Genomic DNA, 25,662 nt, shown 5'->3' with positions numbered 1-25,662 from the left:
GCCCTCGGCCGCCCGCGCCGCCGCCCCCGGCACGCCCGCGAAGCCGCCGGCGAGCGGCAGCACGCCCGAGTTGCGCAGCAGCACGAGCGAGCGCCGGGCGACCTCGAGGTTCAGGTCCGTGTGCGGCGCCGAGCCCACCACGGCCTTCTGGTCCACGGCGGAGGGCCGGCGCGGGTCCTCGAACAGCCCGAGCCGGAACTTGAGCGTGAGGATGCGGCTGACGGCGGCGTCGAGCTCGGACTCCGCGAGCAGCCCGATCTCGATGGCCTCGAGCGCGCCGGCGAAGAAGCCCGGTGTCGTCATCACCATGTCGTTGCCGGCCTTGACCGCGGCCGCGGCGGCGTGCGCGTAGTCGGGCTGCACCTTCTGCTCCCAGACCATGCGGCCGACGTTGTCCCAGTCGGTGATGAGGGTGCCGGTGTAGCCCCACTCGCCGCGGAGCACGTCGTTCAGCAGCCAGTCGTTGACCGTGATCGGCACGCCGTCCATCGTCTGGTAGCCGAGCATGAACGTCGCGCAACCCTCGCGGGCCACCCGCTCGAACGGCGGCAGGAACCACGAGCGCAGCTTGCGCCGCGAGATGTCCGCCTCGGAGGCGTCCCGCCCGCCCTGGGTCTCGGAGTACCCGGCGAAGTGCTTGGCCGTGGCGAGGATCGCGGTCGGGTCGTCCAGGCCGGTGCCCTGGTAGCCGCGGACCATCGCGGAGGCGAGCTCGCCGATGAGGAACGGGTCCTCGCCGAAGGTCTCGTCCACTCGGCCCCAGCGCAGGTCGCGGGCGATGCAGAGCACCGGGCTGAACGTCCAGTGCACGCCGGTGGTCGCGACCTCGCGGGCGGTGACCCGGGCCACCTGCTCGACCAGGTCGACGTCCCAGGACGCCGCCATGCCGAGCTGGGTCGGGAAGATGGTCGACCCGACGAAGAACGAGTGCCCGTGGATGCAGTCCTCGCCGACCAGCAGCGGGATGCGCAGCCGGGTCTCCGCCGTGAGGTCGTGGGCGCGCGCCAGCCGCTCGGGCGACGCGTGCAGGATCGACCCCACGTGCTTGTGCAGGATGTCGTCCGCGTAGTCGCCCCGGGCGTCGAGCTGGAGCATCTGCCCGACCTTCTCCTCGACGGTCATCCGCGCGAGCAGGTCCTGCACGCGGTCGGCGACGGGGAGGCCGGCGTCGAGGTAGCGGGCGTCGAGAGACGTGGTGTTCATCAGGTGGTCGTTCCTTGCGTCGTGGTCGAGGTGACGGCGGTGACGCCGGCGGTCGTGTCCAGGCCCTTGCGGCGCATGGCCCGGGCGAGCTCGCCGGCCGAGCGCAGCCGGGGGTTGATGTACTCGTCGATCCCGAAGTTCAACAGTGCCAGGGCGACGCCGATCGCGGCGATGCACAGCCCGGGCGGCAGGAACCACCACCACTGGTTCTGGGTGAAGGCGCCCTGGGCCGACGCCCAGTTCAGGATCGTGCCCCAGTTGTAGGCGTTCACCGGGATGACGCCGATGTAGGACAGCGTGGTCAGGCCGAGGATCGCCGCGGTGACCGAGCCGACGAACGACGACGCGATCAGGGCGGTGAGGTTGGGCAGCATCTCGACACCGATGATGCGGCGCAGCGGTTCGCCGTTGAGCCGCGCGGCCTGGACGAAGTCGCGGTTGCGCAGCGACATCGTCTGCGCCCGCAGCACCCGCGCGCCCCACCCCCAGCCGAGGATCCCGAGGATGGCGGCGACCACCCACAGCGGCGGGTTGGTGAACCGCGAGGCGATGATGATGAGGATCGGGATGCCCGGGATCACGAGGAAGACGTTCGCCAGGGCGGACAGCGCCTCGGACCGCCACCCCGGCAGGTAGCCGGCCAGCACGCCGACGACGATCGCGATCGCCATCGAGATGAGCGAGGTGAGCGCCCCGACGACGACCACCCCGCGGGTGCCGTAGATGACCTGGCTGAGCACGTCCTCGCCGAGGTGGGTGGTGCCGAACCAGTGCGTGCCGCTCGGGGGCTGCAGCCGGGCGGTCGCGTCGATCTGCGTCGGGGAGAACGGGGCGAGCTGCTCGGCGAAGACCGCCACGAGCACGAACACCGCGAGGATCGACAGGCCGGTGATCGACTTGCCGTTGCGGAACATCGCGAACGCCGCGCCGAACCGGGCGCCACGCCCCAGGGGGGTCAGCTGCGTGGTCGACATCTCAGGCCTCCGACTGGCGGGTACGGGGATCGAGGACCGCGTAGGCGACGTCCGCGAGGATGTTGGCGATCAGGACGGCCAGCACGATCACCAGGAAGCCGCCCTGCATGAGCGCGTAGTCCTTGGCGTTCGTGGCGTCCAGGAGCATCTTGCCGACGCCGGGGTAGGAGAAGACCTGCTCGACGATGATCGCGCCGCCGACGATGAACCCGATCGACAGGGCGAACGACTGGATCTGCGGCAGGACGGCGTTCCGCGCGGCGTACCGCCACAGGACCCGCCGGTTCGGCAGGCCCTTGGCCTGCGCCACGGTGATGTAGTCCTCGTCCAGGACGGTGAGCATCATGTTGCGCATCCCGAGCATCCACCCGCCGAGCGAGGCGACGACGATCGTGGCCAGCGGCAGCGCCCCGTGCCGGATCACCTCCCCCGCGAACTCCAGCGACAGCCCGGGCGTGGTGCCGATCCCGTAGGCCTTGCCGATGGGGAACCAGCCGAGGGTCACGGCGAACACCGAGATCGCCATCAGCCCGATCCAGAAGTACGGGACGGTCGACAGGAAGGTCGTGACCGGGATCAGCGCGTCCAGGCGCGACCCGCGCCGCCAGCCGACGACCGCGCCGCCGACGGTGCCGATCAGGAAGGAGAGCACCGTCGCCAGCCCGATGAGGCCCACGGTCCAGGGCAGCGCGCCGGCGATGACCTGACCGACCGGCTGCAGGCCGTGCGTGAGGGCGACGCCGAGGTCGCCGCGCGCCAGCATCCCCAGGTAGTCCCCGTACTGCTGCAGCAGGGTCCGGTCGGAGTCCAGCCCGAGCAGGGCGCGCAGCGCGTCGGCCGCCTCGGGGGAGATGCCGCGGTTGCGGGCGAGGTAGTTGTCGACCGCGTCGCCCTTCATCAGCCGGGGCACGAAGAAGTTGATGGTGATCGCGGCCCACAGGGTGAACAGGTAGAACGCGACGCGCCGGCCGATGAACCGCCAGGGCACCCTCGCCCGGGCGCGCGTGGCCCGGGTCGCGGTCGTCCCGTCGGCGACCACGTCGGTCACGGGGCTGGTGGTCGTGGTCATCGCGCACCTCCGGCGCTGTCGACGAAGAAGCGCTCGGGGTCGGGGGACGCCTCGCGGAGCTCACGGGTGTACGGGTGCTGCGGGCGCAGGATGACGTCGTCCGCGGAGCCGTGCTCGACGACCCGGCCCTGGTTGAGCACGATGATCTCGTCCGAGAAGTACCGGGCCGTGGCGAGGTCGTGGGTGATGTAGAGCACCCCGAGGCCGTCCTGGGCCTGGATGTCGGACAGCAGCGAGAGCACCCCCATCCGCAGGGACACGTCGAGCATCGAGACCGGCTCGTCCGCGACGAGCAGGGCGGGGCGCGGGGCCAGCGCCCGGGCGATGGCGACCCGCTGCCGCTGGCCGCCGGACAGCTCGTGGGGCCGGCGGTCGACGACGGCCCCCGCGTCGAGCTGGACCTTGTCCAGCAGGCGGTGCACCTCGGCGTCGACCTCGTCGGCCGGCACGACCCCGGAGAGCACGAGCGGGCGCTCGATGTGGTGCCGGATCGAGTGGTACGGGTTGAGGGAGGAGAACGGGTCCTGGAAGACCATCCGCAGCCGCTGGCGGTAGGCGCGCAGCGCCGCGCCCCGGGTCGGGACCGGCCGGCCGTCGAGCAGCACCTGCCCGCTGGTGGGCCGCTCCATCTGGGTGAGGATCTTGGCGACGGTCGACTTGCCGGAGCCGGACTGGCCCACCATGCCGATGGTCTGGCCGCTCGACAGCGTGAACGACACGTCCTCCAGGGCGTTGATCGCCCCGGCGCCGCGGACGCGGTAGGTCTTGGAGACGCCCTGGACGTCGATCGAGGTCATCGGGTCACCTGCCGCTCGGCCGTCAGGCGGGGGAAGGACGACAGCAGGGTCCGGGTGTACTCGTGCTGCGGTCGGAACCAGATGTTCGGCGCGGTGTCGATCTCGACGATCCGCCCGGCGCGCATGATCGCGATGCGGTCGGAGATCTCCAGCAGCAGCGGCAGGTCGTGGGTGATGAAGACGACCGAGAACCCGAACGCCTCGCGCAGGCCGGTGATCTCCCGCAGGATCTCGCGCTGCACCAGCACGTCCAGCGCCGTCGTGGGCTCGTCCATGACCACGAGCTGCGGGCGCAGCGCGAGCGCCATCGCGATCATGATGCGCTGGCGCATCCCGCCGGAGAGCTCGTGCGGGTAGCTCTTGATGCGGGCCGCGCCGACCTTGACGATCTCGAGCAGCTCGACGACCGCGGCGGTGCGCTCGGCCCGGGACATCCCCGGCCGGTGCACCTCGAAGACGTCGGCGAGCTGGGCGCCGACGGTCGCCACCGGGTTCAGCGCGCTCATCGCGCCCTGGAACACCATGGAGATCTTGTCCCAGCGGAACGCCCGCAGCGCGTCGGCGCTCAGGGCGAGCAGGTCGACGTCGGTGCCGTCGGCGTCGTGCCAGGTGACCGACCCGCCGGGGATGACCGCCGGGGGCTTGAGCAGGCGCTGCACGCCGTAGGCGAGGGTGGTCTTGCCGCACCCGGACTCGCCGGCCAGCCCGAGCACCTCGCCCCGGTGGACGGTGAGGGACACGTCCCGGACCGCGTCCACGGGCGCGGCGGTCTCGTACCGGACCGAGAAGTCCCGGACCGACAGGAGGGGTTCGTTCATCTGGGGGGTCTCCTTGCGAGAGGTGCCAGGGGCGGCGGCGTGCGCCGCCCCTGGCACGCCGGTCACTCGACGGGCTCGAGGGTGCTCAGGACGAGGGCGACCTCGGCCTGGGTCGGGTCCGCCGAGGCGTACATGTCCTCCTCGCTCGGCCAGCCGGTGTAGCTCCGCTCGTTGAACAGGCCCAGCAGCGGGTGCGAGCCCAGCGGGATCGCCGGGACGTCGCGCACGAACGCCTCCTGCAGCGTCGTCATGGCGGCGGCGCGGTCGGCGTCGTTGTCCGTGCTCGCGTAGGTGTTCAGCGCGGCGTCGACCTCGGGGTTGCTGTACCGCCCGAAGTTGAAGTCGGCCCGCTCGACACCGGCGTCGTCGGTCGTGATCCAGCGGGTGCCCATGATCGAGTCGTAGACGCCCCAGGCGCCCTCGCCGTCGAGCCAGTGGATGATCGCGTCGAAGTCACCGGTCTTCCGGGCCTCGTCCCAGCCGCCCCAGTCCGGCTGCTCGATCGTGACCTCGATGCCGAGCTCCTTCATCTGCTCGGAGAGCAGCGCCTGCTCGGTGTTCCAGTCGGTCCAGCCGGCCGGGACGGAGATCGCGAAGGTCACCGGCTCGCCGTCCGGGTCCACGAGCGCGTCGCCGACGCCCGTGTAGCCCGCGTCCGTGAGGATGGACTCCGCCTTGTCGAGGTCGACCTCGTAGGTCTCGTCCGCGAACTCGTCGACGACGTCCTGCTCCAGCGACGGGCCGAGGCCGGTCACCGAGTCCACGACGGCCGAGGCCCCCTCCCGGGCGATCTCGACGTAGGCGTCGCGGTCGACGGCCCACGCGAGCGCCTGGCGCAGCGCCGGGTCGTCGAACGGCTTGCGCGTCAGGTTGAGGAACAGCGTCCCCGCGCCGGCGGTCGGGGTCACCAGGTAGCGGTTGGCCGGGTCCTTGTCGAGGAAGGTCTCCTGGATCTGCGGCAGGAACGCCTGGGCCCAGTCCGCCTCGCCGGTGGACAGCGCGGTGGCCAGCGCGGAGTTGTCGCCGTAGGACACGTAGTGCAGCTCGGGGACCGCCAGGTCGCCGTCCCAGTAGTCCGGGTTGGCCGTGAGCGTCACCGACTCGGTCGACCAGCTCGACAGCACGTACGGGCCGGTCCCGATGGCCTCGCCCTCGCCGGTCAGCGCCGCGGTCGAGGGGTCGTCCAGGGTGTCCCAGATGTGCTTCGGCACGATCGGGACGTGCAGCACCGTGCTGCGCTTGACGAACTTGGAGTTGCCGAACTTCAGCGTCGCGGAGTCCCCGTCGACGTCGGCGCCCAGGTAGTCGAGCGCGGCGGTGTCGGTGAGCCGGCCGTCGAGGTACATGTCGAAGGTGCTGACGATGTCGTCGATGGTGAACGGCTCGCCGTCCTGCCAGGTCACCCCGTCGCGGGCCGTGACCGTGAGCTCGGTGTAGTCCGCGTTCCACTCCAGCTCCGAGGCCAGGCGCGGGGTGACGACGCTCGAGTCGGCGGTGTTGACCAGCGCCATCGTCTCGAACATGGCGTAGCGGTAGCCGTACATGCTTGCCGAGCTGTCCGCCAGGAACGGGTTGTTCGACTCGGTCGTGATGGCGCCGTCCGGCTTCGCGATGGTGAGGGCGGCACCGCCCCCGCCGGACGAGCTGCTCTCGCCGCCCCCCGCGTCGCCGGAGCAGCCGGTCAGCGCCAGCGCGGCGGCCACGCCGAGCGCGATCGCCGGGAACTTCACCCTCATGGTTTCTCCTTCGAAACGAGACGCCCGCTCGGACATCTCTGAGGTCACGCCGCGTCGTCGCGGTCGCGCTGGCCGCACGTTACTACACTGTCAGTAAGTTGTTTCCAGCCCTCGGCCCGAGCCGTGACCAAGTCGTGACCCGGGGGCTGCCGCCGCGGTCGGCGCCACTAGGGTTGGCGGCGCGTCGAGGGGCGCGACACGAGGATGCGAGGAACGGATGAGCACGACGAGGCGCGTCCCGCGGGCCCGGCCGGAGACCCTGGCCAAGCGCACCGAGATCCTGCGCGCCGCCACCGCCACCTTCGGCTCCAAGGGGTACAACCGGGGCCCGCTCACCGAGATCGCCGACCAGGTCGGCATGACGCACGCCGGGATCCTGCACCACTTCGGGTCCAAGGACCAGCTCCTCGTCGAGGTGCTCAAGTTCCGCGACCGCACCGACGTCGAGGGGCTGCAGGACCAGCGGATGCCGGACGGGATGGACCGGTTCCGGCACCTGGTCCGGACCGCGTTCGCCAACGAGAGCCGGCACGGCATCGTCCAGGCCTACGCGGTGCTGTCCGCGGAGTCGGTGACCGAGGGGCACCCGGGGCGGGCGTACTTCGAGGAGCGCTACCGCACGCTGCGCCAGGACCTGCGCGACGCGTTCGAGGACGTCTGCGCCGAGCGCGGGATCACCGTGCCGGCGACGGTCGACCGCGCCGCCGCGTCGATCCTCGCCGTGATGGACGGCCTCCAGGTGCAGTGGCTGCTCGCGCGGGACGACGTCGAGCTGGCCGAGGCGAGCGCGTTCGCCATCGAGGCGCTGGTCTCGGCGGTGCTGGACCCGCGGCCGTCGCCGCTCGACCCCGCGTGACGCCCGCGTCGCGACCGCGCACCTCACCCGTGGCGTCGGGAACAAACCGGGCGGCCCGGTCGTCTCTGCTGGCATGACGTCACCGACCCCCGCCGGCACCGGCCCCGCCCCGGGCCCCGCGCCGGCCGAGGGCCTCGCCGCCGAGATCGCCGCGGGCGAGCGCACCGACACCGGCGCGCACCGCGCCCTGGCCCGGCTGCGCGCAGGGCTCGACAGCCGGCCGTGGCTGCGGCTGACCTACAAGGTCGTGGTGACCGTGGTCGGCGCGACCGTGGTGCTCGCGGGCATCGCGATGCTCGTGCTGCCCGGGCCGGGCTGGCTGGCGATCTTCCTCGGGCTCGGCATCCTCGGGACCGAGTTCGCCGTGATCCAGCGGTTCAACCACCGGCTCAAGGCGCTGGTGCTGCGGTACTGGCACGCGTTCCGCGAGCGCCGCGCCCGCCGCGCGGCGGACCGCCGCGCCGCCGGCCGCGGCACGCCCGCAGCCTGACCCGAGGCCCGCCGCGGCTCGCGGCCCTCAGGGCGTGCAGCGGGGGTCAGCCGGCCTCGTTGCCGCAGGCGTCCGACGGGTCGACGACGGGGTTCTGCGCCTGGAGCCGGTTCTCCGGGTCCAGCGCGCCGAGCACCGCGAGCGCGATCGCGTCGAGCTGCTCGACCTGCTCCGGGGTCAGCCGGTCCACCACGAGCCGGCGCACCTCCCCCACGTGCGACGGCGCCGTCGCGACGACCTTGCGCCAGCCCTCGTCGGTCAGGGTGGCGAGCGTCGCCCGCCGGTCGCCCTCGTCGCGGGTGCGGGTGAGGAAACCGCGCGCCTCGAGCCGGGCGGCGACGTGCGACAGCCGGGGCAGCGTCGCGTTCGTGCTGGCCGCGAGCCCGCTCATCCGCAGCGTGCGGTCGGGTGCCTCCGACAGCTTGGCCAGCACCAGGTAGTCGTAGTGCGACATGTCCGCGTCGCGCTGCAGCTGGTGGTCGAGGGCGGCAGGCAGCAGCTCCGCGACCGCCTCCAGGCGCATCCAGGCCTGCAGCTCGCGCGCGCTCAGCCACCGGGTCTCGTCCGTCATGCCGGACATCCTAGCGAATGGTTGACGCTTCAACCTGGAAGTCGTACGTTGGTTGAAGCGACAACATGTCGGTTGCCGCGGAGCGACCCATCGAGGAGCAGACATGACCAGCGTGACCATCATCGGGGCGGGCAACATCGGCGGCGCAGTGGCGCGCCTGGCGCTCAAGGCCGGCGCGGACGTGCAGGTGCTCGCCCGGGACGCCGCGAAGGCCGCGGCGGTCGACCCGGCCGTGACGGCCGGCACCGTGGGCGACGCCGTGACCGGCGACGTCGTGGTGCTCGCCCTCCCCTACCCGGCGCTCGCCGAGGTGGCCGCGCAGTACCCGGACGGGTTCGCGGGCCGCGTGGTCGTCGAGACCACCAACCCCGTCGACTTCGCGACGTTCGACTCGCTGGTGGTCCCCGCCGGCTGGTCCGCGACCGCCGAGCTCGCCGCCCTGCTCCCCGAGGCCCGGGTGCTCAAGGCGTTCAGCACGAACTTCGCCGCGACGCTCGCCTCCGGCAGCGTGGGCGCGCTGCCGACGACGGTGCTCATCGCGGGCGACGACGCGGACGCCAAGGCCGCGCTCGCCGGGGTCGTCGAGGGCGGCGGCCTGCGCGCCGTGGACGCGGGGTCGCTGAAGCGGGCGCGCGAGCTCGAGGCGCTCGGCTTCCTGCAGATGACGCTCGCCGCGAGCGAGCAGACGTCCTGGACGTCCGGCTTCGCGCTGGAGCGCTGAGCGTGCGGGGCGGGGCGCCGGCCGACGGGTCGGGCGCCGGGTCCGCGGGTGAGCCGCGCGCCGTCGCGCCGGTCGTCGACGGCGCGGCCGTCCGGTGGGCGGCGACCCCGGGCGCGCCTCCGGGGCCGACCGCCCCGCTGCTCGTGCTGCTGCACGGCTACGGCTCTCACGAGGGCGACCTGCTCGGCCTCGCCCCGCACCTGCCCGGCGGGCTCGCGCTCGCCGCGCCGCGCGGCCCGCTGACCGGCGGCCCCGGGTTCGCCTGGGCGCCCGTCGCGACCCCGGGCCGCCCGGAGCCGGAGCGCGTCCGGGACGGCGCCACCGCGCTGCTGGCCTGGCTGGACGGCGACCCCCGCGCGGCCCGCCGGCCCGTCGCCCTGCTCGGGTTCTCCCAGGGCGGGCTGATGGTGACGCAGCTGCTGCGCACGCGGCCGGACCGGTTCGCGGCGGCGGTCGTGCTGTCCGGGTTCGCGCTGGACGCCGAGGAGCCCGGCGACGCCCTGCTGGCCGCGCGGGACCCGCGCGTGCCCGTCCTGCTCGGCCACGGCGACGCGGACCCGGTGATCCCGCGCGCCGCCACGACCCGGACCGCCGCGTGGCTCGCCGAGCACGCGGACCCGGAGGAGCACGCCTACCCGGGCCTGGCCCACGGCATCGACGCCCGCGTCCTCGCGGACGTGTCGGCCTTCCTCGCCCGCACCCTCCCGCTCGGGTGACCGCTCCCCCGAGTTCGGCACTCCGCGGCCGAGTTCGGCACCCGGAGCTGCCGAACTCGGCACCGGAGTGCCGAAGTCGGCGTCCGATAAACGCATGACCCGCCGGGGGTGCGGGTGGGAACGTTCTGTCACCGCGCGGTGCGTCCCGGGGCCCGGCCAGGCCCCACCCGGAACGTTGGACAGGACCCACCACCATGCACCCCACCCTCACCTTCGACCTGATCCAGGCCGACCACCGCGAGCGCGTCGAGACCACCCGCCTGCTGTCCCGGCACGCCGCCCGGCGCGCCGAGCGCAGACCGGTCGCCGAGACCCGCGGCCGACCGCCGGAACCGCGTCGGCAGCCGCGCCTGCGGGCCCTGCTGCCGGCGACCACCACGGTCGCCGCCATCCGCTGACCCCGGGCACGCCCGGTGGCCGGCACCGGCGGCGGTCGCGCCGCACGCACCCCGGTGAGCCCGTCGGACACCCGTCCGGCGGGCTCACCCGTACCCTGAGCACGTGAGCACCCTGAGCAACGGCAACGGCAGCGCCGACCGGATCGTGTGGATCGACTGCGAGATGACCGGCCTGGACAACGTCCAGGACGCGCTGGTCGAGGTCGCCGCCGTCGTCACCGACTCCGAGCTCAACGTCCTCGGCGAGGGCGTCGACGTCGTCATCGCGCCCCCCGCGGAGGCGCTGGCGCAGATGGGCGACTTCGTCCGGGACATGCACACCAGCTCTGGGCTGCTCGACGCGCTCGCCACCGGCACCACGCTCGAGGACGCGCAGGCGCAGGTGCTCGCGTACGTCCGCGAGCACGTGCCCGAGGCCGGCAAGGCCCCGCTGGCGGGCAACTCGGTCGGCACCGACAAGGTGTTCCTCGACCGCGACATGCCCGAGCTGATCGGCCACCTGCACTACCGCGTGATCGACGTCTCCTCCATCAAGGAGCTCGCCCGCCGCTGGTACCCGCGGGTGTACTTCTCCTCCCCGCAGAAGCACGGCGGGCACCGCGCCCTCGCCGACATCCTGGAGAGCATCGACGAGCTGCGGTACTACCGCGCGGCGCTGCTGGTGCCGCAGCCCGGCCCCGACTCCAAGGCCGCGAAGGCCGTCGCGGCGCAGATCCAGGCGACCTCGGTGGCCGCCGCGCACCGCGGCTCGACCGCGACGTCCTGAGGACCCCTCCGGACCCGGTATGCTTGTCGACGGCCCCGGTGCTCCGGGGTCGTGGTGGCTATAGCTCAGGTGGTAGAGCGCCTGGTTGTGGTCCAGGAGGTCGCGGGTTCAAGTCCCGTTAGCCACCCCAGCGCGAAGGGCGCCGCTCCCCCGGGAGCGGCGCCCTTCGCCGTTGCCGCCCCGGCGCCCGTGCAGCGGGGCCGACGCGCGGTCAGAGGCGGCGGGTGATCGCGTCGGCGAAGCGGTCGACCGCCTCCGGCGCCTGCCCGAAGAAGAAGCTCGGCTCGATGAGCTCGAGCTCCAGGACGACCGGGTTGCCCTCGTCGTCCGGGATGAGGTCGACCCGGGTGTACGCGAGCGGCTGCTCGACGCCCTGGATGAGCTGCGGCAGCGCGTCCACGACCCGCTGCCCGAGGGCGAGCTCGGCCTCGGAGGCGTCGCGCGGGGTCATGACCTCCTCCTTGTAGAGGACGCCGTCGGTGTCCCCCGCGCGGTACGGGCCCTCCAGCAGCGGCGCCTTGCGCACGGCGTGCGACAGCTGCCCGTCGAAGTAGACCAGCGCGGTCTCGCCGACGGTGTCGACCTGCTTGAGGTAGCGCTGCACCATGACGTGCCGGCCGTCGTCCAGCAGGTGCTTCACGTGCTGGATGGCGAGCGCGCGGGAGGGCGTCTCGTCTGCGGCGTAGCGGCCGGTGTCGCGGGAGCCGGCGCTGATCGTGGGCTTGATCACGAAATCGCCGAACGCCGGGAACCGGGTGTGGATCGCGCGGGCGTTGAAGTTGCGGGCCGGGTCCATCCAGATCGTCGGCACGATCGGCAGGCCGGCGGCCTCCAGCGCGCGCTGGTAGATCTTGTCGATGTTCCAGGTGAGGACCTGGGCCGGGTTGATCAGCCGCGAGGCCTGGGCGACCCGCTGGGTCCACCAGCGGAAGTCGCGCGGGTGCTCGGTGTAGTCCCAGGTCGACCGGACGACGACGGCGTCGTAGGACGACCAGTCGACGTCGGCGGCGTTCCAGACGGGCGACTCGACCTCCAGGCCGCGGTCCCGCAGCGCCGTCACGAGCGGCGCGTCGTCGGGGTCGAGGTCCGGCAGGGCGGCGCAGGTGGCGAGGGCGATGCGAGTGGTCACCCTGGGCAGACTACCCACGCGCTCCGGCGGACGGCTCGGGCTGCTGCTCCGGGTGGCTCGGGACGGCGTCCTGGGCACCGTCGACCAGGCGGTGCAGGGCCGCGAGGACGCCGGGCGCGTCGAGCTCGCCGACCACCTGGTCCCCCTCGTGCACCGGCACGCGGCCGGTCGGCTCGGCGGCCAGGGCGGCGAACGCGGCGTCGAGCGGGTCGCCCACCCGGAGCACCTCCGCGCGGGCCTGGCCGTTCGCGGAGGTGGCCCCGGCGCCGGCGACCGGGCCGAGGTCGCGCCGCTCCACGCGACCCAGCGCCAGCAGGCGGACGGCCGCGCCGGTGCCGACCAGGTCCGCGACGGCCGGGCTCGCCGGGGCCGCGAGCAGCCGGACCGGGTCGGACAGCTGCTCCAGGTGGCCGCCGCGGCTGAGCACGGCCACGCGGTCCGCCAGCCGCACGGCCTCGTCGACGTCGTGCGTGACGAGCACCACGGTGGTGCCGAGCTCGTCCTTGATCCGGCGGAACTCCGACTGCAGGCGCCGGCGCCCGACGGGGTCGACCGCGCCGAACGGCTCGTCCATGAGCAGCACGGGCGGGTCCGTCGCGAGCGCGCGGGCCACGCCGACGCGCTGCCGCTCGCCGCCGGACAGCTCGTGCGGGTAGCGGCGGGCGTACCGGTCCGGCGCGAGGCCGACCAGCTCCAGCAGCTCCGCCGTGCGGGTGCGGGTCCGGCGCCGGTCCCAGCCGAGCAGCCGCGGCACGGTGCCGACGTTCTGCTCGACCGTGCGGTGCGGGAACAGGCCGACGTTCTGGATCACGTAGCCGATCCGGCGGCGCAGGGCGACCGCGTCCACGTCGGTGACGTCGTCGCCGTCGAGGAAGATCCGGCCCGACGTCGGCTCGACCAGGCGGTTGGCCATCCGCAGGGTGGTCGACTTGCCGCAGCCGGACGGCCCGACGAGCGCGAGCAGCTCGTGCTCCCGCACGTCCAGCGACAGGTCGCCGACCGCGACGGTGCCGTCGGCGTACGCCTTGCGGACGTGGTCGAACGCGATCGCGGTGGCCATGCCGACGACCGTACCCGCGGCCGCCGACAGGTGCCCGGCCGGGCACGTGTCGGGGGTGCCCGGTAGCGTCTGGCCGGTGACCAGCCTCGAGACCACGGGGACGACCGCCGCCTCGCTGACGGCGGCCTCCGGTGACCCCGCGGCGAACCCCTGGCTGTCCTGGGACTACGTCCAGCGCAACTGGGGCGACATCTCCCGCGCGCTCGAGCAGCACGCGGGGCTGACCGTGCAGGCCGTGCTCATCGCCTGCGCGATCGCCGTGCCGCTCGGGATGCTCGCGCACCTGCGCCCGCGGCTGGCCGCGCCGATCGTCGGCACCAGCAGCGTGCTGTACACGATCCCGTCGCTCGCCCTGTTCACCGTCCTGGTGCCGTGGACCGGCATCGGGCGCACGCCCGTGCTCATCGGCCTGGTGGTGTACGCGCTGCTCGTGCTGGTGCGGAACGTGCTGGTCGGGCTCGGCGGGGTGGACGAGAGCGTCCGGGACGCGGCCCGCGGGCTCGGCTACGGCCGGCTGCGCATGCTGCTGACCGTCGAGCTGCCCAACGCCGTGCCCGCGATCATCGCCGGCGTCCGGCTCGCGACCGTGACCACGGTGGCGCTCGTGACCGTCGGCGTGGTCGTCGGCTACGGCGGGCTCGGGCAGCTGATGTTCCGGGGCTTCCGGAACAACAAGTACCACGCGGAGATCCTCACGGCGACGCTCCTGTGCCTCGCCCTGGCGCTGGTGCTCGACCTGCTGCTGTGGCTGATCGGCCGCGCGGTGACCCCGTGGGCCCGGCGCGGACGGGAGGCCTGAGCCGTGGACGTGCTGCAGGAGGCCTTCGCCTGGCTGAACGACCCGCTCAACTGGACCGGGCGCGACGGCGTGCTCGCGCTGGGCGCCGAGCACCTGCGGATCAGCGCGCTCGCCGTCCTGCTCGCCGCGCTGCTGGCGCTGCCGCTCGGCGTGTGGCTCGGCCACCGGCGCCGCGGCGGCGTGGTCACCGTGGTCGCGGCCAACACCTCCCGCGCGCTGCCGACGTTCGCCCTGCTGACGATCTTCGCCTCGACCGGGCTGTTCGGGGCGACGGCGACGGTCCTCGCGGTCGCGGTGTTCGCGGTGCCGCCCATCCTGAGCAACACCTTCACCGGGCTCATGGAGGTCGACGCCGACGTCCGGAACGCGGCGCGCGGCGTGGGGATGTCGGGCGGCCGCTCGCTCGCCCTCGTGGAGCTGCCGCTGGCGCTGCCGCTGGTCGGCGCGGGGCTGCGCACCGCCACGACCCAGGTGCTCGCCACCGTGCCGCTCGCGGCGCTCGTCGGCGGCAGCAGCCTCGGGTCGATCATCGTGCAGGGCATGGCGCTGCAGCGGTACGGGCAGGTCGTCGCGGGCGCCCTGCTCGTCGCCGGGCTCTGCCTCGTGGTCGAGGGCGTCCTCGCCGCGGTGCAGCACGCGCTGACCCCGGCGCCGATGCGCGCCACCACCGGCCGCCGCCGCCGGCGCGCCGCCGCCCGCACCGCCGCCGACCCCGCCCCGCAGACCGTGACCTGATCGTGACCGCGACGACCGCACCCAGCGGTTGCCGCACCCCGGGCGGCCCCGGTCGAATGATCGACGGCCACCCGACGTCCCGCCCGATGCCCATCCGCGCCGACCGGCCCGACCCGGCCTCATCCCCGGATCGACCCGTCCGCGGCGCCGCCCGCACCGAACACCGTGTGCCCACCCGAGACCAGAGGACCCGCACATGAACGCACGTCGCACCACACTTCCCGCCGCCGCGGCCGGCCTGCTCCTGCTCCTCGCCGCCTGCGGCGACCCGGGCTCCGGCGGCGGTACCGCCGAGACCTCGGCGAGCGGCTCGGGCGGCACCGTCTGCGAGCCGGTCGCGGGCGACCAGCTGGTCGTGCTCGAGGACGACAAGGGCCTGCAGAACGCCGACAACGTCATCCCCGCGGTGAACGCGGCGGCGGCCCAGGCCGACCCGGCCCTGATCCCGCTGCTGGACACCGTGTCCGCGGCGCTCGACACCGACAAGCTGATCCAGCTGAACAAGGCCGTCGACATCGACCGGCAGACCTCGACCGAGGCGGCCCAGGCGTTCGTCGAGGACGAGGGCCTGGCCGCGACCGACGCGACCGCCGGCAGCGGCAAGAGCGTCGTCATCGGCGCCGCGAACTTCTCGGAGAGCGCCACGCTGTCCGAGATCTACGCCGACGTGCTGCGCTCCGCGGGCTACACCGCGGAGGTCCAGACGATCGGCAACCGCGAGACCTACCTCCCGGCCCTGCAGAGCGGGCAGATCACGCTCACGCCGGAGTACGCCGCGACCCTGGCCGAGTTCCTCAACACCTCGGCGAACGGCGCGGACGCGGAGCCCGTCGCGAGCGGCGACCCGGACGACACCGTGGCGGCGCTCACCGAGCTCGGCACGGCCGCGGGCCTGACCTTCGGCGCGGTGTCCGAGGCGCAGGACCAGAACGCGTTCGCGGTGACGTCGGAGTTCGCCGACGAGCACGGCGTGACCACGCTGTCCGACCTCGCCGAGGCGTGCTCGGGCGGCGTCGTCCTCGCGGGTCCGGCGGAGTGCCCGGAGCGGCCGTTCTGCCAGATCGGCCTCGAGGACACCTACGGCATCACCGTCAGCGAGTTCGCGTCGTACGACTTCGGCCTGATCGGCGACGCCGTGCGCCAGGGCGAGGCCTCGATCGGCCTGGTCCTGTCGAGCGACGGCTCGCTCGCGAGCTGACCGCACCGCACCACCCACGCAGCACCCACGACGAGAGGGGCGGGACCACCGGTCCCGCCCCTCTCGTCGTGCCCCGCCGGGGCGCCGCGCCTCAGAGCCCGGCCGTCTCCAGCAGCCGCAGCCACACCTCGCTGACGGTCGGGTACGCCGGCACCGCGTGCCACAGCCGGTCGAGCGGGACCTCCCCCGTGACGGCGATCGTCGCCGCCTGCAGCAGCTCCGCCGCGTCCGGGCCGGTGAACGTCGCGCCCACGAGGACGCCGCGGTCCTCGTCGAGCACCACCTGCGCCGTGCCGGCGTAGCCGTCGGCCGACACGGACGCGCCCGCCACGGACCCGATCGGGTAGGACACCGCCCGCACCCGCAGGCCGGCGTCGCGCGCCTCCTGCTCGGTCCGGCCGACCCACGCGACCTCGGGCCGGGTGAACACCACCTGCGGCACCGCGACGTGGTCGGCGGACGCCCGGTACCGGCTGAACGCGCCGGCGTCCCGCTCGGCGGCGACCGCCTCGGCGGCGCCCTCCCCCGGCTCTGCGGACGACACCGAGAACCGGGCCGCCACCACGTCGCCGACCACGCGGGCGTCGTACTTGCCCTGGTGCGTGGTCGCGGTGCGGCCGGTGACGTCGCCCACGGCGAACAGCCAGCCGTCCGCCACCCCGGTCGCCTGCAGCGCGTCGTCGACGGCCACCGGCGCGCCGGGCTCCAGCCCGAGGACGTCGAGGCCGAGGTCGGCGGTGCGCGGCCGGCGGCCGGTGGCGACGAGCACCTCGTCCGCGTGCAGCTCGTCGGTGCCCTGCGGGCCCTCGACCGTCAGGTGCACGCCGCGCTCGTCGCGGTCGACCCGGGTCGCGCTCGTCCCGAACCGCAGGTCGACGCCGAGGTCGCGCAGGCCCGCGGCGACCTCCTCGGCGGCGAACGGCTCCGCCTTGTCCAGCAGGCGCTCGCCGCGCACGAGGAGGGTCACCTCGGCGCCGAGGTCCCGGTACGCGACGGCCATCTCGACGCCGACGACGCCGCCGCCGAGCACCACCAGGCTCGCCGGCACGTCCTTGACCGCCGTCGCCTCCCGCGAGGTCCACGGCTGCGCCTCGGCGAGCCCCGGGATGCCGGGGACCGTCGGCTCGCTGCCGGTGGCGACGACCACGGCGTGCCGGGCGATCACCCGGGTGCCGCCCTCGTCGGACTCGACGAGCAGCTCCTTGGGGCCGGTGAACCGCGCGGTGCCGCGCAGCAGCGCGATGCCGGCGGAGTCCAGCCACTCGACCTGCCCGTGGTCGTCCCAGTGCGAGGTGAACTCGTCGCGGCGGGCCAGCACCGCGGCGGGGTCCAGGGTGCCCTGCACCAGCTCCGCGGCACCGGGCACGGCGCGCGCCGCGGCGAGCACGGCGCCCGGCCGCAGCAGGGCCTTGGACGGCATGCACGCCCAGTAGGAGCACTCGCCGCCGACGAGCTCGTGCTCGACCACCAGCACGGACAGCCCGAGCCGCCCGGCCCGGTCCGCGGCGTTCTCCCCCACCGCGCCGGCGCCCAGCACCACCACGTCGTACGTCACGGTCTCGCGCGGCGCGTCCTCCCCGTCCGTCTGCAGGGTGCGCTCGGTCATGTCGTCGCTCCGTTCCTCCGGGTGCCGCGGTCCGCGGTGGCACCATCGTGGCCCGGCGGGGCGGTTCCGGCAGGTCGGGCCACGCCCGCGCGCCTCACTCCAGCGGCACTTGAAGGATGCGCGCGATCGACCGGCTATCAGGTGAATTGAGGTGTCGACGGGGCCCGGCAGCGGGTGAAAGTCCGCTGCGGGCCGTCTTTTCGCGGAACGCGGTGGGACCTTGTCCTTATGAACGAGGACCCCTGGCGCGTGGAGATCACGGACGGCGACATCCGCGCCGCGAAGCGTGCCTGGATCGCCGCGCGCGACGGCGCCGCCACGGACGCCGAGGTCGACCGCCGGTACGACGACCTCCGCCGCCTGGTCAGCGGCCAGGCCCAGCAGATCGCCGACGTGGTCCGGGCGCGCGCCGCCGCCCGCCGCAGGGCGCAGGCCGACTGACCGTCAGTACCGGAACCGCGACACCTGGCCGCGCAGGTCCTCCGACATCCGGGCGAGCTCCGCGACGGCCGAGCCCATCTGGTTGAGGGTCTGGGACGACTGGATCGCGGCCGAGGCCACGCCGGTGATGTTCGTGGCGATCTCGCCCGAGCCGGTCGCGGCCTCGGCGACCGAGCGGGACATCTCCGTGGTGGTCGCGGTCTGCTCCTCCACCGCGCTGGCGATGGTCAGCTGGTAGTCGTTGATGCTCGCGATGATGTGGCTGATCTCCCCGATCGCCCCGACCGCCCCGCTGGTGTCCGCCTGGATCGCCTCGACCCGGCGCGCGATGTCCTCGGTCGCCTTGGCCGTCTCCTGCGCCAGCTCCTTGACCTCCCCGGCCACGACCGCGAACCCCTTGCCCGCCTCCCCGGCGCGCGCGGCCTCGATGGTCGCGTTCAGCGCGAGCAGGTTCGTCTGCTCGGCGATGCTCGTGATGACCTTGACGACGTTGCCGATCTCCTGCGACGACGTGCCCAGGCGCGCGACCTGCTCGTTGGTCACCGCCGCCGCGTCGGTGGCCTGACCGGCGACCCTCGCCGCCTGCGAGGCGTTCTGCGCGATCTCCCGGATCGAGGCACCCATCTGCTCGGCACCCGCCGCCACCGTCTGCACGTTCCGCGACACCTGCTCCGCGGCCGCCGCGACCACGCCCGCCTGCGCGCTCGTCTCGTCCGACCCCGCGACCACCTGCTGGGACGCGGCGGACAGCTCCTCGGCCGCGGCGGCGACGGTCTGCGCCGTGTGCACGACGCCGCTCATCAGGGAGCGCAGCGACCCCTGCGCCTCGTTCAGCGAGCCCGCCATCCGGCCGAGCTCGTCGCGGGAGTCGAGCGGGACCGACACCGTGAGGTCGCCGTCACCGATGCTCTGCACGGTGCGCTGGACGGTGGCCAGGTCCCGGACGATGCGGCGCACCAGCAGCACGCCGAGCCCGGCCGCCAGCAGCACGCCGACCGCGCCGACCGCGATCATCTGCACCGTCGCCGCGCGGGCGTCGGCCGCGGCGTCCGCGACGCCCTGCGCCGCCTGCGCGGACACCGAGTCCGTCAGCGCCTGCAGCGCGTCGCCGATCTCCGTCGTGACGCCGCGCACCTGGTCCGCGTACGCGTCGTGGTACGCCGTCGCGCTCTCGTCGGCCAGCGGCTCGATGGCGTCCGCGGCGGCCTGGTAGCGGCCGTAGGCGTCCTGCAGCGCGGCGTACGCGGTCTCGTCCAGCACGTACGGCTCGTAGTCCGCCACGTTCTGCAGCGCGTCCGCGTCGAACCCGGCACGGTCCTCGACGATCCCCGCGCGGTCCTCCGGGGCGACCATGCCGTACTCCAGCACGCGGGCGCGGCTGGCCTGGAACCAGCGCTGGGTGTTCACCAGGTACGTCTGCGGCTCGATCGCCTCGCGGCCCAGCCGGTCGATCGACTGCTCGAGGCCGCCGAGGCGGGCGATGCCGAGCCCCGCGACCACGCCGACCGCGACGGCGAGCAGGCCGAGCACCGCGCCGATCCGGGCGCCCACCGGGGCGTCGGACACGAGCCGGCGGCCCCGGCGGCCGGGGGTGGCGGGTGCGGCGGGCGCGGCGGTGGCGGGCATGCGGAGGACTCCGTCCGTCGGTGGGGGGCGGGCCTCGACCCGGCCCACCGAACCGATCGGACGGCGAGCGCCGTGGGTGAGCGCACCCACGGGTGAAAGGTAGGACCTTTGTCCGTGCCCGGCTCAGCCCTCGACGGCGAGGTGGGGCCGCAGCCCCGTCACCTCGAGCAGCGTCTCCACGGCCGGGCCGATCCCCCGGACGACCAGCCGCTCGCCGGCGGGCTGGAGCGCCATCACGAGCCCGGCCAGCAGCCCGACCGCCGAGGAGTCCGCGAACGTCACCTCGGACATGTCGACCACGCGCACCTGCGGCAGCACGAGGGCGAGGTCCGTGCCGCGCGCGCTCTCGGCGCCCAGCCCGTCGCGGAGCTCCTCGACCACGGCCACGTCGACCTCGCCGCGCATCCGCAGCAGCGTCGGGTCCGCGTCGTCGAGCCAGACGTGCCCGCGCTCGGGGAGCGGCGGGGTGGGGCCGGCGGCAGCGGTCTGAGGCACCCGTCCAGTATGCGTGCCGCCAGGGCCGCGCGGGCGCACGACGGCGCACCGGGGCGCGGCGGGATTGCGACCGGCGGCGGTCGGCGGCGCTGTGGCGGACCGCGGTCGGCCGCCGCCGGACGTCCCCCGCGGCGGCATCGCACCCGGGGACGACGAAGGCCCCCGACCAGCGTTGCCGCTGGTCGGGGGCCTCCCGGAGTGCGCCATCAGGGACTCGAACCCCGAACCCGCTGATTAAGAGTCAGCTGCTCTGCCAATTGAGCTAATGGCGCAACGAGGACAAACGTTAGCAGCCCGGTGGCGCCGGACGCTAATCGGATCCCCCGCTCAGAGGGCCGACGTGGCGGACGTCACGCCGGGTGCGGGTCGGCGGCCGCGTCCGGGTCGACCGGGACGTCGTCCTCGGCCCGCGACCCCGCCACCGGGGCCTCGCCGTCCGGCGCCTCATCGCCCTCCCACCAGGCGTCCTCGGGCAGCCCCTCGGCGGCGAGGATGGCGTCGGAGCGCGGCTCGGCCGCGGCCAGGTCGGCCAGCAGCGTGAGCGGCACGTGCTCGGCCAGGAGATCCATGACGACGCCCGTGGCGTCGCTCCCTGCTCCGCGCTCGTCCTGCACGGCGGTCTGCGTCTCGTCGTCCATCGCGGCCACCCCCGGGGTCGTTCCTGCGCTCATGGGAACACCGCGCGACCGGGCCGCGCAACACGTGACGCCGAGGGCGAACACGCCTCCCGCGCCGGTGGGCGGAGCGGTCCCTACAGGTAGAGCCCGGTGCCCTGGCCGCCGTCGCGCGGCTCCGCCACGGCGTGCACGTCCTTCTCCCGGAGCAGCAGGTACGTCTGCGCCTCGAGCTCGACCTCGGCCCGCTCGTCCGGGTCGAACAGCACCCGGTCGCCGACCGCCACCTGCCGGACGTGCTGGCCGGCGGCGACGACCGAGCCCCAGGTGAGCCGCTTGCCGACCGCCGCGGTCGCGGGGATCACGATGCCGGCCGTCGACCGGCGCTCGGAGGCGTCCGCGTCCAGCTGGACGAGCAGCCGGTCGTTCAGCATCCGGATGGGCAGCTCGGGCCGGGCGGGGACCTCGGGGCGCTGTGCACTCACGGGGCAGACGCTACCGTCCGGTCGTCGTACGCTGACGGCGCCCGCCGCGCGCGGGCGCCGCACCCACCAGCCAGGAGACGCCATGCCCCGCCTCGCCGTCGGCGACACCGCCCCGGACTTCACGCTGCCGACCGCCGACGGCGGCTCGCTGACCCTGTCGGACCTGCGCGGCCAGGGCGTCGTCGTGTACTTCTACCCGGCGGCCGGCACCCCGGGGTGCACCAAGCAGGCGTGCGACTTCCGGGACTCGCTGGCCTCGCTCCAGGCGCACGGCTACGCGGTCGTCGGCGTCTCCCCCGACTCCCCGGAGAAGCTCGCCCGGTTCGCCGAGGAGGAGGCGCTGACCTTCCCCCTGGTGTCCGACCCGGACAAGCAGGTGCTGGAGGCCTGGGGCGCGTGGGGCGAGAAGTCGCTCTACGGCAAGACCGTCACCGGGGTGATCCGGTCGACGGTGGTCGTCGACCCCGAGGGCGCCGTCCGGCTCGCGCAGTACAACGTCAAGGCCACCGGCCACGTCGCGAAGCTGCGGCGCGACCTCGGCATCGACGGCTGAGGCACCCGGCCCGGCCGACGCCGGCCCCCGGCACCGCCGGGGCGTCGCGGGAGTGGTGAAACGGCAGCCACGCCAGGTTTAGGTCCTGGTGCCCGAGAGGGCGTGCGGGTTCGAATCCCGTCTCCCGCACCACGTCCGACCAGGCACGACGCCGCGCCGGCGCCCTGTCACCCGCCCGCCGACGGCGGCCACCCGGATGCCCGCCGCGGGCGACCCCGTCCGGGTGACCGGGCCCCCGACCGCTCAGGCGGCGCCTCACCCGCTCGACGGGGAGACGGGACCCTCAGGTGTCCCGCGCGGGCGGCACGCCCGCGCCGCGCGCGACGAGAGGCCGACGGATGAGCGGGACCAGGGGTGCGACGGGTCGGGACGACGGGGCGGTGCCGACCGCGACGACGGCGCCGGGCGCGCGCCACGGCCGCGGGCTCGGGTTCACCGGCAAGATCCTGCTCACCGTGTCCGCCGCGGTGGCCATGACGGGCCTGCTGGGCTGGATCTCGGTCCTCACGCTGTGGCAGAGCACCGAGCGCACCGAGCGGATGTACTCCGACCACGTGAGGGGCCTCGCGCTCGCCAGCCAGGTGGCCTCGCACCTCAACGAGGCGCAGTCCATCGGCACCGACATGCGCGCGGCGCGCGACGCCGGCGACCCGTTCAAGGCCGACGGCCTGGCGGACGACCGCGGCGAGGCGGTGGGCGCGGCGCTGGCCGCCCTCGACGACTACGCCGCCACCACGACGCTGTCGGACGACCTGGCGACCGCCGCCGCGGACGTCCGCACCGCGCTCACGACCTACCAGGACCTGGTCGGCTCGAGCGAGGGTGCGGACACCGCGGCCCGGGGCGCCGCGGCCCGCGTCGACACGCTCATCGAGGCCCAGACCGAGGCCGCGGCCGCCGCGGCGCACGAGGCCACCGCCGCCGGCGACCGCAGCGTCCTCCTGGAGTTCGTCGCCCTCGGCGTCGCGGCCGTCGTCCCCGCCGTGGCCGGCGTGGTCGTCGCGCGCCGCCTGAGCCGGCGGCTCGACCGGGTGGCGGACGCCGCGCAGGCCCTCGCCGGCGGCGACCTGACCGTCCGCAGCGGGGTGACGGGCGCCGACGAGATCGGTCGGACCGCAGCCGCGCTGGACCGCGCCACCGCGGCGCTCCGCGACACCGTGTCCGGCATCGACGGCACCGCCCGGACCGTCGCGGAGGCCGCGGGCCGGCTGGAGCGATCCGCGGGCCAGGTGGTCTCCGGGGCCGACCGCACCTCCGAGCAGGCCGTCGTCGTCGCCGGCGCCGCCGAGCAGGTCAACCGGGACGTGCACACGGTCGCGGCGGGCGCCGAGCAGATGGGCGCGAGCATCCGGGAGATCGCCCGGAACGCCGCCGAGGCGGCGGCGGTCGCCGGCAAGGCCACCGAGGCCGCCGCGCGCACCAACGAGCAGGTGACCCGCCTGGGCACGTCCTCGCAGGAGATCGGCAACGTCGTCAAGGTCATCACGAGCATCGCCGAGCAGACGAACCTGCTCGCGCTGAACGCGACCATCGAGGCCGCGCGCGCCGGCGAGGCCGGCAAGGGCTTCGCGGTCGTGGCCGGCGAGGTCAAGGAGCTCGCGCAGGAGACCGCCAAGGCGACCGAGGACATCGCGCGCCGGGTCGAGACGATCCAGGCCGACACCGAGGGCGCCGTCGCCGCCATCGGCGAGATCGGCTCGATCATCGCCCGGATCGACGACTACCAGACGACCATCGCGTCGGCCGTCGAGGAGCAGACCGCCACGACGACCGAGATCAGCCGCTCGGTCGGCGACGCCGCGGCGGGGTCGGGCGAGATCGCCGCCACCATCACCGGCGTCGCGGACGCCTCCGCGGGCAGCACCGAGGAGCTCGGGCGGATGGGCGAGTCGATCGCCGAGCTGGCGCGGATGGCCGACGACCTGCGCACCCGGGTGGCGCAGTTCCGGCACTGAGCCCGGACGCGACGACGCCCCCGCACGCTGCTCGCGTGCGGGGGCGTCGTCGGCTGCGTCGGGCCCGGGTCAGCTCTGCGCCGCCCCGGCCGCGGCGATCTGCGCGCGGACGTCGTCCATGTCCAGCGCCTTGACCGCGTCGACCACCTGCTCCAGCGCCGGCGCCGGGAGGGCACCCGCCTGGTTGAACACGAGGATGCCCTCGCGGAAGGCCATCAGGGTCGGGATCGACGTGATCTGCAGCTCGGCCGCCAGCTGCTGCTCCGCCTCGGTGTCCACCTTCGCGTGCACGACGTCGGTGTGCGTCTCCGACGACTGCTCGAAGATCGGTCCGAAGCGCTTGCACGGCCCGCACCAGTCCGCCCAGAAGTCCACGAGCACGATGTCGTTCTCGGTGATGGTCTTCTGGATGGTGTCGGCCGTCAGCTCGGTCGTTGCCATCAGTCGCCTCCTGTTGTCGATGTGACGCCAGTAGAGCGCCCGTACCCCGTCCAGTATTCCCACGCCGGGTCGGCCCCGCCCGCCGGGTCCGCGACGCCGTCGCCCGCGTGGCGGACCGCACCGCGCGTCGGGCTGTCCCCGGGCCCCGGCCCGGGGTACAACTAGCCGGGTGACCGACACGGCTGACCTGCCCCGCGAGCCCGAGCGCCCCTCCGGGTGGCTGAGTCCCGAGGGTATCGCGGCGGCGCGCCGCTCGCTCCCCCTGCTCTACGTCGACGCCGTCCCGGTGCGGGTGGACGACTCCGGCGACGTGGTCGCCGTCGGCCTGCTGCTGCGGGTCACCCCCGAGGGCGTGATGTCCCGCGCGCTGGTCTCCGGCCGCGTGATGTACCACGAGCGGGTCCGCGACGCGCTGCTCCGGCATATCGAGAAAGACCTCGGCCCGGTCGCGCTGCCGCAGGTCCCGCCGACGCCGCAGCCGTTCACGGTCGCCGAGTACTTCCCGACCCCGGGCGTCACGCCGTACCACGACCCGCGGCAGCACGCGGTGTCCCTGGCGTACGTCGTGCCGGTGACCGGTGACTGCCGGCCGCAGCAGGACGCGCTCGACCTCGCCTGGCTGACCCCGGAGGAGGCGTGCAGCGAGCAGGTGCAGGTCGAGATGAACGGCGGGCAGGGCCTGCTGCTGCGCCAGGCGATGGCGCACGTCGGCCGGATGCCCTGAGGCGGCCCACGGTGACCGCGGAGGCCGGGGCGCGGGTCCCGGACGCGCCGGGCGGCGCGGGGTCCGGCGGCTCGCGGCTCCTGGCGGCCCGCGTGCTGCACGCGCTGGTCGCGCTGGCGGCGGCCGGGGGCGTCGCGCTCGAGGTGTCCCGGGCGCTCAGCGAGGGGCCCGGCGACGCCGGCACCACGACCGAGCGGCTGGTCCGGCTGTTCTCGTACTTCACCATCCAGTCGAACCTGCTGGTCCTGGTCGCCTCGGCGTTGCTGGCGGCGCGCCCGGCGCGGGCCGGCCGGGTCATGGCCGTGCTGCACCTGGACGCGCTGCTCTGCATCGCCGTGACCGGCGTGGTCTACCACACTGTCCTCGCCGACGCGGGCGTCGACCTCACCCCGTCGGGCGACCTGGCGAACTTCCTGCTGCACACCGTGGCACCGATCGGCACCTGGGTGGTGTGGCTGCTGGTCGGCCCGCGCCCGCGGTTCGGCGGCGCGACCGTCGCCTGGTCGGTGCTCTACCCGCTGGCGTGGATCGCGTACACGTTCGCGCGCGGGACGGCGACGGGCTGGTACCCGTACCCGTTCCTCGACGCCGGCGCCCTGGGCCTGGTGACGGCGGCCCGGAACACCGCGGTGGTCGCGATCGGCTTCCTGGTGCTCGCGGTCCTGGTCCGCCTCCTGGAGCGCGTC

General features: G+C 74.4%; 29 protein-coding genes and 3 tRNA genes. 16 read left to right on the top strand and 16 right to left on the bottom strand.

What is annotated here, in order from left to right; genetic code table 11:
• From G6556_RS05365 to G6556_RS05340, 6 genes are all read right to left on the bottom strand, one after another.
• Positions 1 to 1,203: glycoside hydrolase family 3 protein (locus tag G6556_RS05365; protein WP_166939245.1), on the bottom strand; the 1,203-nt coding region annotated here is incomplete at its 3' end.
• Positions 1,203 to 2,177 (bottom strand): ABC transporter permease, encoded by a 975-nt coding sequence (locus G6556_RS05360; protein ID WP_166939243.1) that lies wholly within the window; start codon positions 2,175 to 2,177, stop codon positions 1,203 to 1,205. The genes G6556_RS05365 and G6556_RS05360, both read right to left, overlap by 1 nt.
• 1 nt (position 2,178) lies before the next feature.
• On the bottom strand, positions 2,179 to 3,246 hold the full coding sequence (locus tag G6556_RS05355) for an ABC transporter permease (protein WP_166939241.1): 1,068 nt from the start codon (positions 3,244 to 3,246) through the stop codon (positions 2,179 to 2,181).
• A complete protein-coding gene (locus G6556_RS05350; RefSeq protein WP_166939239.1) occupies positions 3,243 to 4,043 on the bottom strand; it encodes an ATP-binding cassette domain-containing protein in 801 nt (266 codons plus the stop codon). The genes G6556_RS05355 and G6556_RS05350 overlap by 4 nt, the downstream gene beginning before the upstream one ends.
• Complete coding sequence (locus tag G6556_RS05345; protein ID WP_166939238.1) at positions 4,040 to 4,861, bottom strand: ABC transporter ATP-binding protein; 822 nt, start codon at positions 4,859 to 4,861, stop codon at positions 4,040 to 4,042. Before G6556_RS05345 ends, G6556_RS05350 begins: the two co-directional genes overlap by 4 nt.
• Before the next feature lie 62 nt (positions 4,862 to 4,923).
• Positions 4,924 to 6,597 carry an ABC transporter substrate-binding protein gene (locus tag G6556_RS05340; protein ID WP_166939236.1) on the bottom strand — a complete coding sequence of 558 codons (1,674 nt, stop codon included), beginning with the start codon at positions 6,595 to 6,597 and terminating at the stop codon, positions 4,924 to 4,926.
• A gap of 217 nt (positions 6,598 to 6,814) precedes the next feature.
• Here G6556_RS05340 and G6556_RS05335 point away from each other — a divergent pair, with 217 nt between their 5' ends.
• Together G6556_RS05335 and G6556_RS05330 are read left to right on the top strand one after the other, a co-directional pair.
• Entirely contained in the window at positions 6,815 to 7,453 is a 639-nt protein-coding gene (locus tag G6556_RS05335) for a TetR/AcrR family transcriptional regulator (RefSeq protein ID WP_166939234.1), read from the top strand.
• Between the two features lie 73 nt (positions 7,454 to 7,526).
• Complete coding sequence (locus G6556_RS05330) at positions 7,527 to 7,943, top strand: PGPGW domain-containing protein (protein ID WP_166939232.1); 417 nt, start codon at positions 7,527 to 7,529, stop codon at positions 7,941 to 7,943.
• Positions 7,944 to 7,989: 46 nt separating this feature from the next.
• On the opposite strand, the gene G6556_RS05325 is transcribed toward G6556_RS05330, so the two are convergent.
• Positions 7,990 to 8,514 (bottom strand): MarR family transcriptional regulator, encoded by a 525-nt coding sequence (locus tag G6556_RS05325; protein ID WP_166939230.1) that lies wholly within the window; start codon positions 8,512 to 8,514, stop codon positions 7,990 to 7,992.
• Between the two features lie 103 nt (positions 8,515 to 8,617).
• Between G6556_RS05325 and G6556_RS05320 the strand changes: the two genes are divergently transcribed.
• The 5 genes from G6556_RS05320 (at position 8,618) to G6556_RS05300 (ending at position 11,245) form a co-directional block, all read left to right on the top strand.
• On the top strand, positions 8,618 to 9,235 hold the full coding sequence (locus G6556_RS05320; RefSeq protein WP_166939228.1) for an NAD(P)-binding domain-containing protein: 618 nt from the start codon (positions 8,618 to 8,620) through the stop codon (positions 9,233 to 9,235).
• A 2-nt stretch (positions 9,236 to 9,237) separates the two neighbouring features.
• Positions 9,238 to 9,951 (top strand): dienelactone hydrolase family protein, encoded by a 714-nt coding sequence (locus tag G6556_RS05315; RefSeq protein ID WP_166939226.1) that lies wholly within the window; start codon positions 9,238 to 9,240, stop codon positions 9,949 to 9,951.
• A gap of 194 nt (positions 9,952 to 10,145) precedes the next feature.
• Entirely contained in the window at positions 10,146 to 10,349 is a 204-nt protein-coding gene (locus G6556_RS05310) for a hypothetical protein (protein ID WP_166939225.1), read from the top strand.
• A gap of 112 nt (positions 10,350 to 10,461) precedes the next feature.
• Positions 10,462 to 11,115 carry an oligoribonuclease gene (gene orn, locus G6556_RS05305; protein ID WP_166939250.1) on the top strand — a complete coding sequence of 218 codons (654 nt, stop codon included), beginning with the start codon at positions 10,462 to 10,464 and terminating at the stop codon, positions 11,113 to 11,115.
• Between the two features lie 54 nt (positions 11,116 to 11,169).
• Positions 11,170 to 11,245: transfer RNA gene (locus G6556_RS05300), tRNA-His, on the top strand.
• A gap of 81 nt (positions 11,246 to 11,326) precedes the next feature.
• On the opposite strand, the gene G6556_RS05295 is transcribed toward G6556_RS05300, so the two are convergent.
• Both G6556_RS05295 and G6556_RS05290 read right to left on the bottom strand, forming a co-directional pair.
• The gene (locus G6556_RS05295) at positions 11,327 to 12,244 is read right to left on the bottom strand and encodes a hypothetical protein (protein ID WP_346774733.1); all 918 of its coding nucleotides are present in this window, start codon (positions 12,242 to 12,244) and stop codon (positions 11,327 to 11,329) included.
• Positions 12,245 to 12,254: 10 nt separating this feature from the next.
• On the bottom strand, positions 12,255 to 13,304 hold the full coding sequence (locus tag G6556_RS05290) for an ATP-binding cassette domain-containing protein (RefSeq protein ID WP_166939223.1): 1,050 nt from the start codon (positions 13,302 to 13,304) through the stop codon (positions 12,255 to 12,257).
• 154 nt (positions 13,305 to 13,458) lie between these two features.
• Here G6556_RS05290 and G6556_RS05285 point away from each other — a divergent pair, with 154 nt between their 5' ends.
• The 3 genes from G6556_RS05285 (at position 13,459) to G6556_RS05275 (ending at position 16,036) form a co-directional block, all read left to right on the top strand.
• The gene (locus G6556_RS05285) at positions 13,459 to 14,103 is read left to right on the top strand and encodes an ABC transporter permease subunit (RefSeq protein WP_240933727.1); all 645 of its coding nucleotides are present in this window, start codon (positions 13,459 to 13,461) and stop codon (positions 14,101 to 14,103) included.
• 3 nt (positions 14,104 to 14,106) lie between these two features.
• Positions 14,107 to 14,838 carry an ABC transporter permease gene (locus G6556_RS05280; protein WP_166939219.1) on the top strand — a complete coding sequence of 244 codons (732 nt, stop codon included), beginning with the start codon at positions 14,107 to 14,109 and terminating at the stop codon, positions 14,836 to 14,838.
• A gap of 196 nt (positions 14,839 to 15,034) precedes the next feature.
• Positions 15,035 to 16,036, top strand: coding sequence for a glycine betaine ABC transporter substrate-binding protein (locus G6556_RS05275; protein ID WP_166939215.1), 1,002 nt, complete (start codon positions 15,035 to 15,037; stop codon positions 16,034 to 16,036).
• Between the two features lie 91 nt (positions 16,037 to 16,127).
• Here G6556_RS05275 and G6556_RS05270 read toward each other — a convergent pair whose 3' ends face one another.
• Entirely contained in the window at positions 16,128 to 17,642 is a 1,515-nt protein-coding gene (locus G6556_RS05270) for an NAD(P)/FAD-dependent oxidoreductase (RefSeq protein WP_166939214.1), read from the bottom strand.
• A gap of 228 nt (positions 17,643 to 17,870) precedes the next feature.
• Here G6556_RS05270 and G6556_RS05265 point away from each other — a divergent pair, with 228 nt between their 5' ends.
• On the top strand, positions 17,871 to 18,083 hold the full coding sequence (locus G6556_RS05265) for a hypothetical protein (protein ID WP_166939212.1): 213 nt from the start codon (positions 17,871 to 17,873) through the stop codon (positions 18,081 to 18,083).
• 3 nt (positions 18,084 to 18,086) lie between these two features.
• Here G6556_RS05265 and G6556_RS05260 read toward each other — a convergent pair whose 3' ends face one another.
• From G6556_RS05260 to G6556_RS05240, 5 genes are all read right to left on the bottom strand, one after another.
• On the bottom strand, positions 18,087 to 19,709 hold the full coding sequence (locus tag G6556_RS05260; protein WP_166939210.1) for a methyl-accepting chemotaxis protein: 1,623 nt from the start codon (positions 19,707 to 19,709) through the stop codon (positions 18,087 to 18,089).
• 123 nt (positions 19,710 to 19,832) lie between these two features.
• Positions 19,833 to 20,204 carry an STAS domain-containing protein gene (locus G6556_RS05255; protein ID WP_166939208.1) on the bottom strand — a complete coding sequence of 124 codons (372 nt, stop codon included), beginning with the start codon at positions 20,202 to 20,204 and terminating at the stop codon, positions 19,833 to 19,835.
• Positions 20,205 to 20,403: 199 nt separating this feature from the next.
• Positions 20,404 to 20,476 (bottom strand) — tRNA-Lys (locus tag G6556_RS05250).
• Between the two features lie 78 nt (positions 20,477 to 20,554).
• Positions 20,555 to 20,875, bottom strand: coding sequence for a hypothetical protein (locus G6556_RS05245; protein WP_166939207.1), 321 nt, complete (start codon positions 20,873 to 20,875; stop codon positions 20,555 to 20,557).
• Between the two features lie 80 nt (positions 20,876 to 20,955).
• The gene (locus tag G6556_RS05240; protein WP_205693071.1) at positions 20,956 to 21,252 is read right to left on the bottom strand and encodes a co-chaperone GroES; all 297 of its coding nucleotides are present in this window, start codon (positions 21,250 to 21,252) and stop codon (positions 20,956 to 20,958) included.
• Between the two features lie 133 nt (positions 21,253 to 21,385).
• On the opposite strand from G6556_RS05240, the gene bcp reads away from it, so the two are divergent.
• From bcp to G6556_RS20140, 3 genes are all read left to right on the top strand, one after another.
• On the top strand, positions 21,386 to 21,856 hold the full coding sequence (gene bcp / locus G6556_RS05235) for a thioredoxin-dependent thiol peroxidase (RefSeq protein ID WP_166939203.1): 471 nt from the start codon (positions 21,386 to 21,388) through the stop codon (positions 21,854 to 21,856).
• A 46-nt stretch (positions 21,857 to 21,902) separates the two neighbouring features.
• Positions 21,903 to 21,988 (top strand) — tRNA-Leu (locus G6556_RS05230).
• 248 nt (positions 21,989 to 22,236) lie between these two features.
• Entirely contained in the window at positions 22,237 to 23,811 is a 1,575-nt protein-coding gene (locus G6556_RS20140) for a methyl-accepting chemotaxis protein (protein WP_346774732.1), read from the top strand.
• 69 nt (positions 23,812 to 23,880) lie between these two features.
• Here G6556_RS20140 and trxA read toward each other — a convergent pair whose 3' ends face one another.
• Positions 23,881 to 24,252, bottom strand: coding sequence for a thioredoxin (trxA, locus tag G6556_RS05220; RefSeq protein ID WP_158373898.1), 372 nt, complete (start codon positions 24,250 to 24,252; stop codon positions 23,881 to 23,883).
• Positions 24,253 to 24,421: 169 nt separating this feature from the next.
• On the opposite strand from trxA, the gene G6556_RS05215 reads away from it, so the two are divergent.
• On the top strand, positions 24,422 to 24,976 hold the full coding sequence (locus tag G6556_RS05215) for an NUDIX hydrolase family protein (RefSeq protein ID WP_147796132.1): 555 nt from the start codon (positions 24,422 to 24,424) through the stop codon (positions 24,974 to 24,976).
• A gap of 11 nt (positions 24,977 to 24,987) precedes the next feature.
• The coding region (locus G6556_RS05210) for a Pr6Pr family membrane protein (RefSeq protein ID WP_166939202.1) at positions 24,988 to 25,662 on the top strand (675 nt) is incomplete at its 3' end.

This window comes from Cellulomonas sp. IC4_254 (genome assembly GCF_011603975.1).
Taxonomy (GTDB): domain Bacteria; phylum Actinomycetota; class Actinomycetes; order Actinomycetales; family Cellulomonadaceae; genus Cellulomonas.
This window is presented reverse-complemented; position numbering and strand designations above follow the sequence as displayed.

Bases quoted from the DNA above. Each gene is read 5' to 3' on its own strand.
- G6556_RS05360 (WP_166939243.1), bottom strand. From the start codon at position 2,177: ATGTCGACCACGCAGCTGACCCCCCTGGGGCGTGGCGCCCGGTTCGGC.
- G6556_RS05355 (WP_166939241.1), bottom strand. From the start codon at position 3,246: ATGACCACGACCACCAGCCCCGTGACCGACGTGGTCGCCGACGGGACG.
- G6556_RS05350 (WP_166939239.1), bottom strand. From the start codon at position 4,043: ATGACCTCGATCGACGTCCAGGGCGTCTCCAAGACCTACCGCGTCCGC.
- G6556_RS05345 (WP_166939238.1), bottom strand. From the start codon at position 4,861: ATGAACGAACCCCTCCTGTCGGTCCGGGACTTCTCGGTCCGGTACGAG.
- G6556_RS05340 (WP_166939236.1), bottom strand. From the start codon at position 6,597: ATGAGGGTGAAGTTCCCGGCGATCGCGCTCGGCGTGGCCGCCGCGCTG.
- G6556_RS05335 (WP_166939234.1), top strand. From the start codon at position 6,815: ATGAGCACGACGAGGCGCGTCCCGCGGGCCCGGCCGGAGACCCTGGCC.
- G6556_RS05330 (WP_166939232.1), top strand. From the start codon at position 7,527: ATGACGTCACCGACCCCCGCCGGCACCGGCCCCGCCCCGGGCCCCGCG.
- G6556_RS05325 (WP_166939230.1), bottom strand. From the start codon at position 8,514: ATGACGGACGAGACCCGGTGGCTGAGCGCGCGCGAGCTGCAGGCCTGG.
- G6556_RS05320 (WP_166939228.1), top strand. From the start codon at position 8,618: ATGACCAGCGTGACCATCATCGGGGCGGGCAACATCGGCGGCGCAGTG.
- G6556_RS05310 (WP_166939225.1), top strand. From the start codon at position 10,146: ATGCACCCCACCCTCACCTTCGACCTGATCCAGGCCGACCACCGCGAG.
- G6556_RS05290 (WP_166939223.1), bottom strand. From the start codon at position 13,304: ATGGCCACCGCGATCGCGTTCGACCACGTCCGCAAGGCGTACGCCGAC.
- G6556_RS05275 (WP_166939215.1), top strand. From the start codon at position 15,035: ATGAACGCACGTCGCACCACACTTCCCGCCGCCGCGGCCGGCCTGCTC.
- G6556_RS05270 (WP_166939214.1), bottom strand. From the start codon at position 17,642: ATGACCGAGCGCACCCTGCAGACGGACGGGGAGGACGCGCCGCGCGAG.
- G6556_RS05265 (WP_166939212.1), top strand. From the start codon at position 17,871: ATGAACGAGGACCCCTGGCGCGTGGAGATCACGGACGGCGACATCCGC.
- G6556_RS05260 (WP_166939210.1), bottom strand. From the start codon at position 19,709: ATGCCCGCCACCGCCGCGCCCGCCGCACCCGCCACCCCCGGCCGCCGG.
- G6556_RS05245 (WP_166939207.1), bottom strand. From the start codon at position 20,875: ATGAGCGCAGGAACGACCCCGGGGGTGGCCGCGATGGACGACGAGACG.
- G6556_RS05240 (WP_205693071.1), bottom strand. From the start codon at position 21,252: ATGCTGAACGACCGGCTGCTCGTCCAGCTGGACGCGGACGCCTCCGAG.
- bcp (WP_166939203.1), top strand. From the start codon at position 21,386: ATGCCCCGCCTCGCCGTCGGCGACACCGCCCCGGACTTCACGCTGCCG.
- trxA (WP_158373898.1), bottom strand. From the start codon at position 24,252: ATGGCAACGACCGAGCTGACGGCCGACACCATCCAGAAGACCATCACC.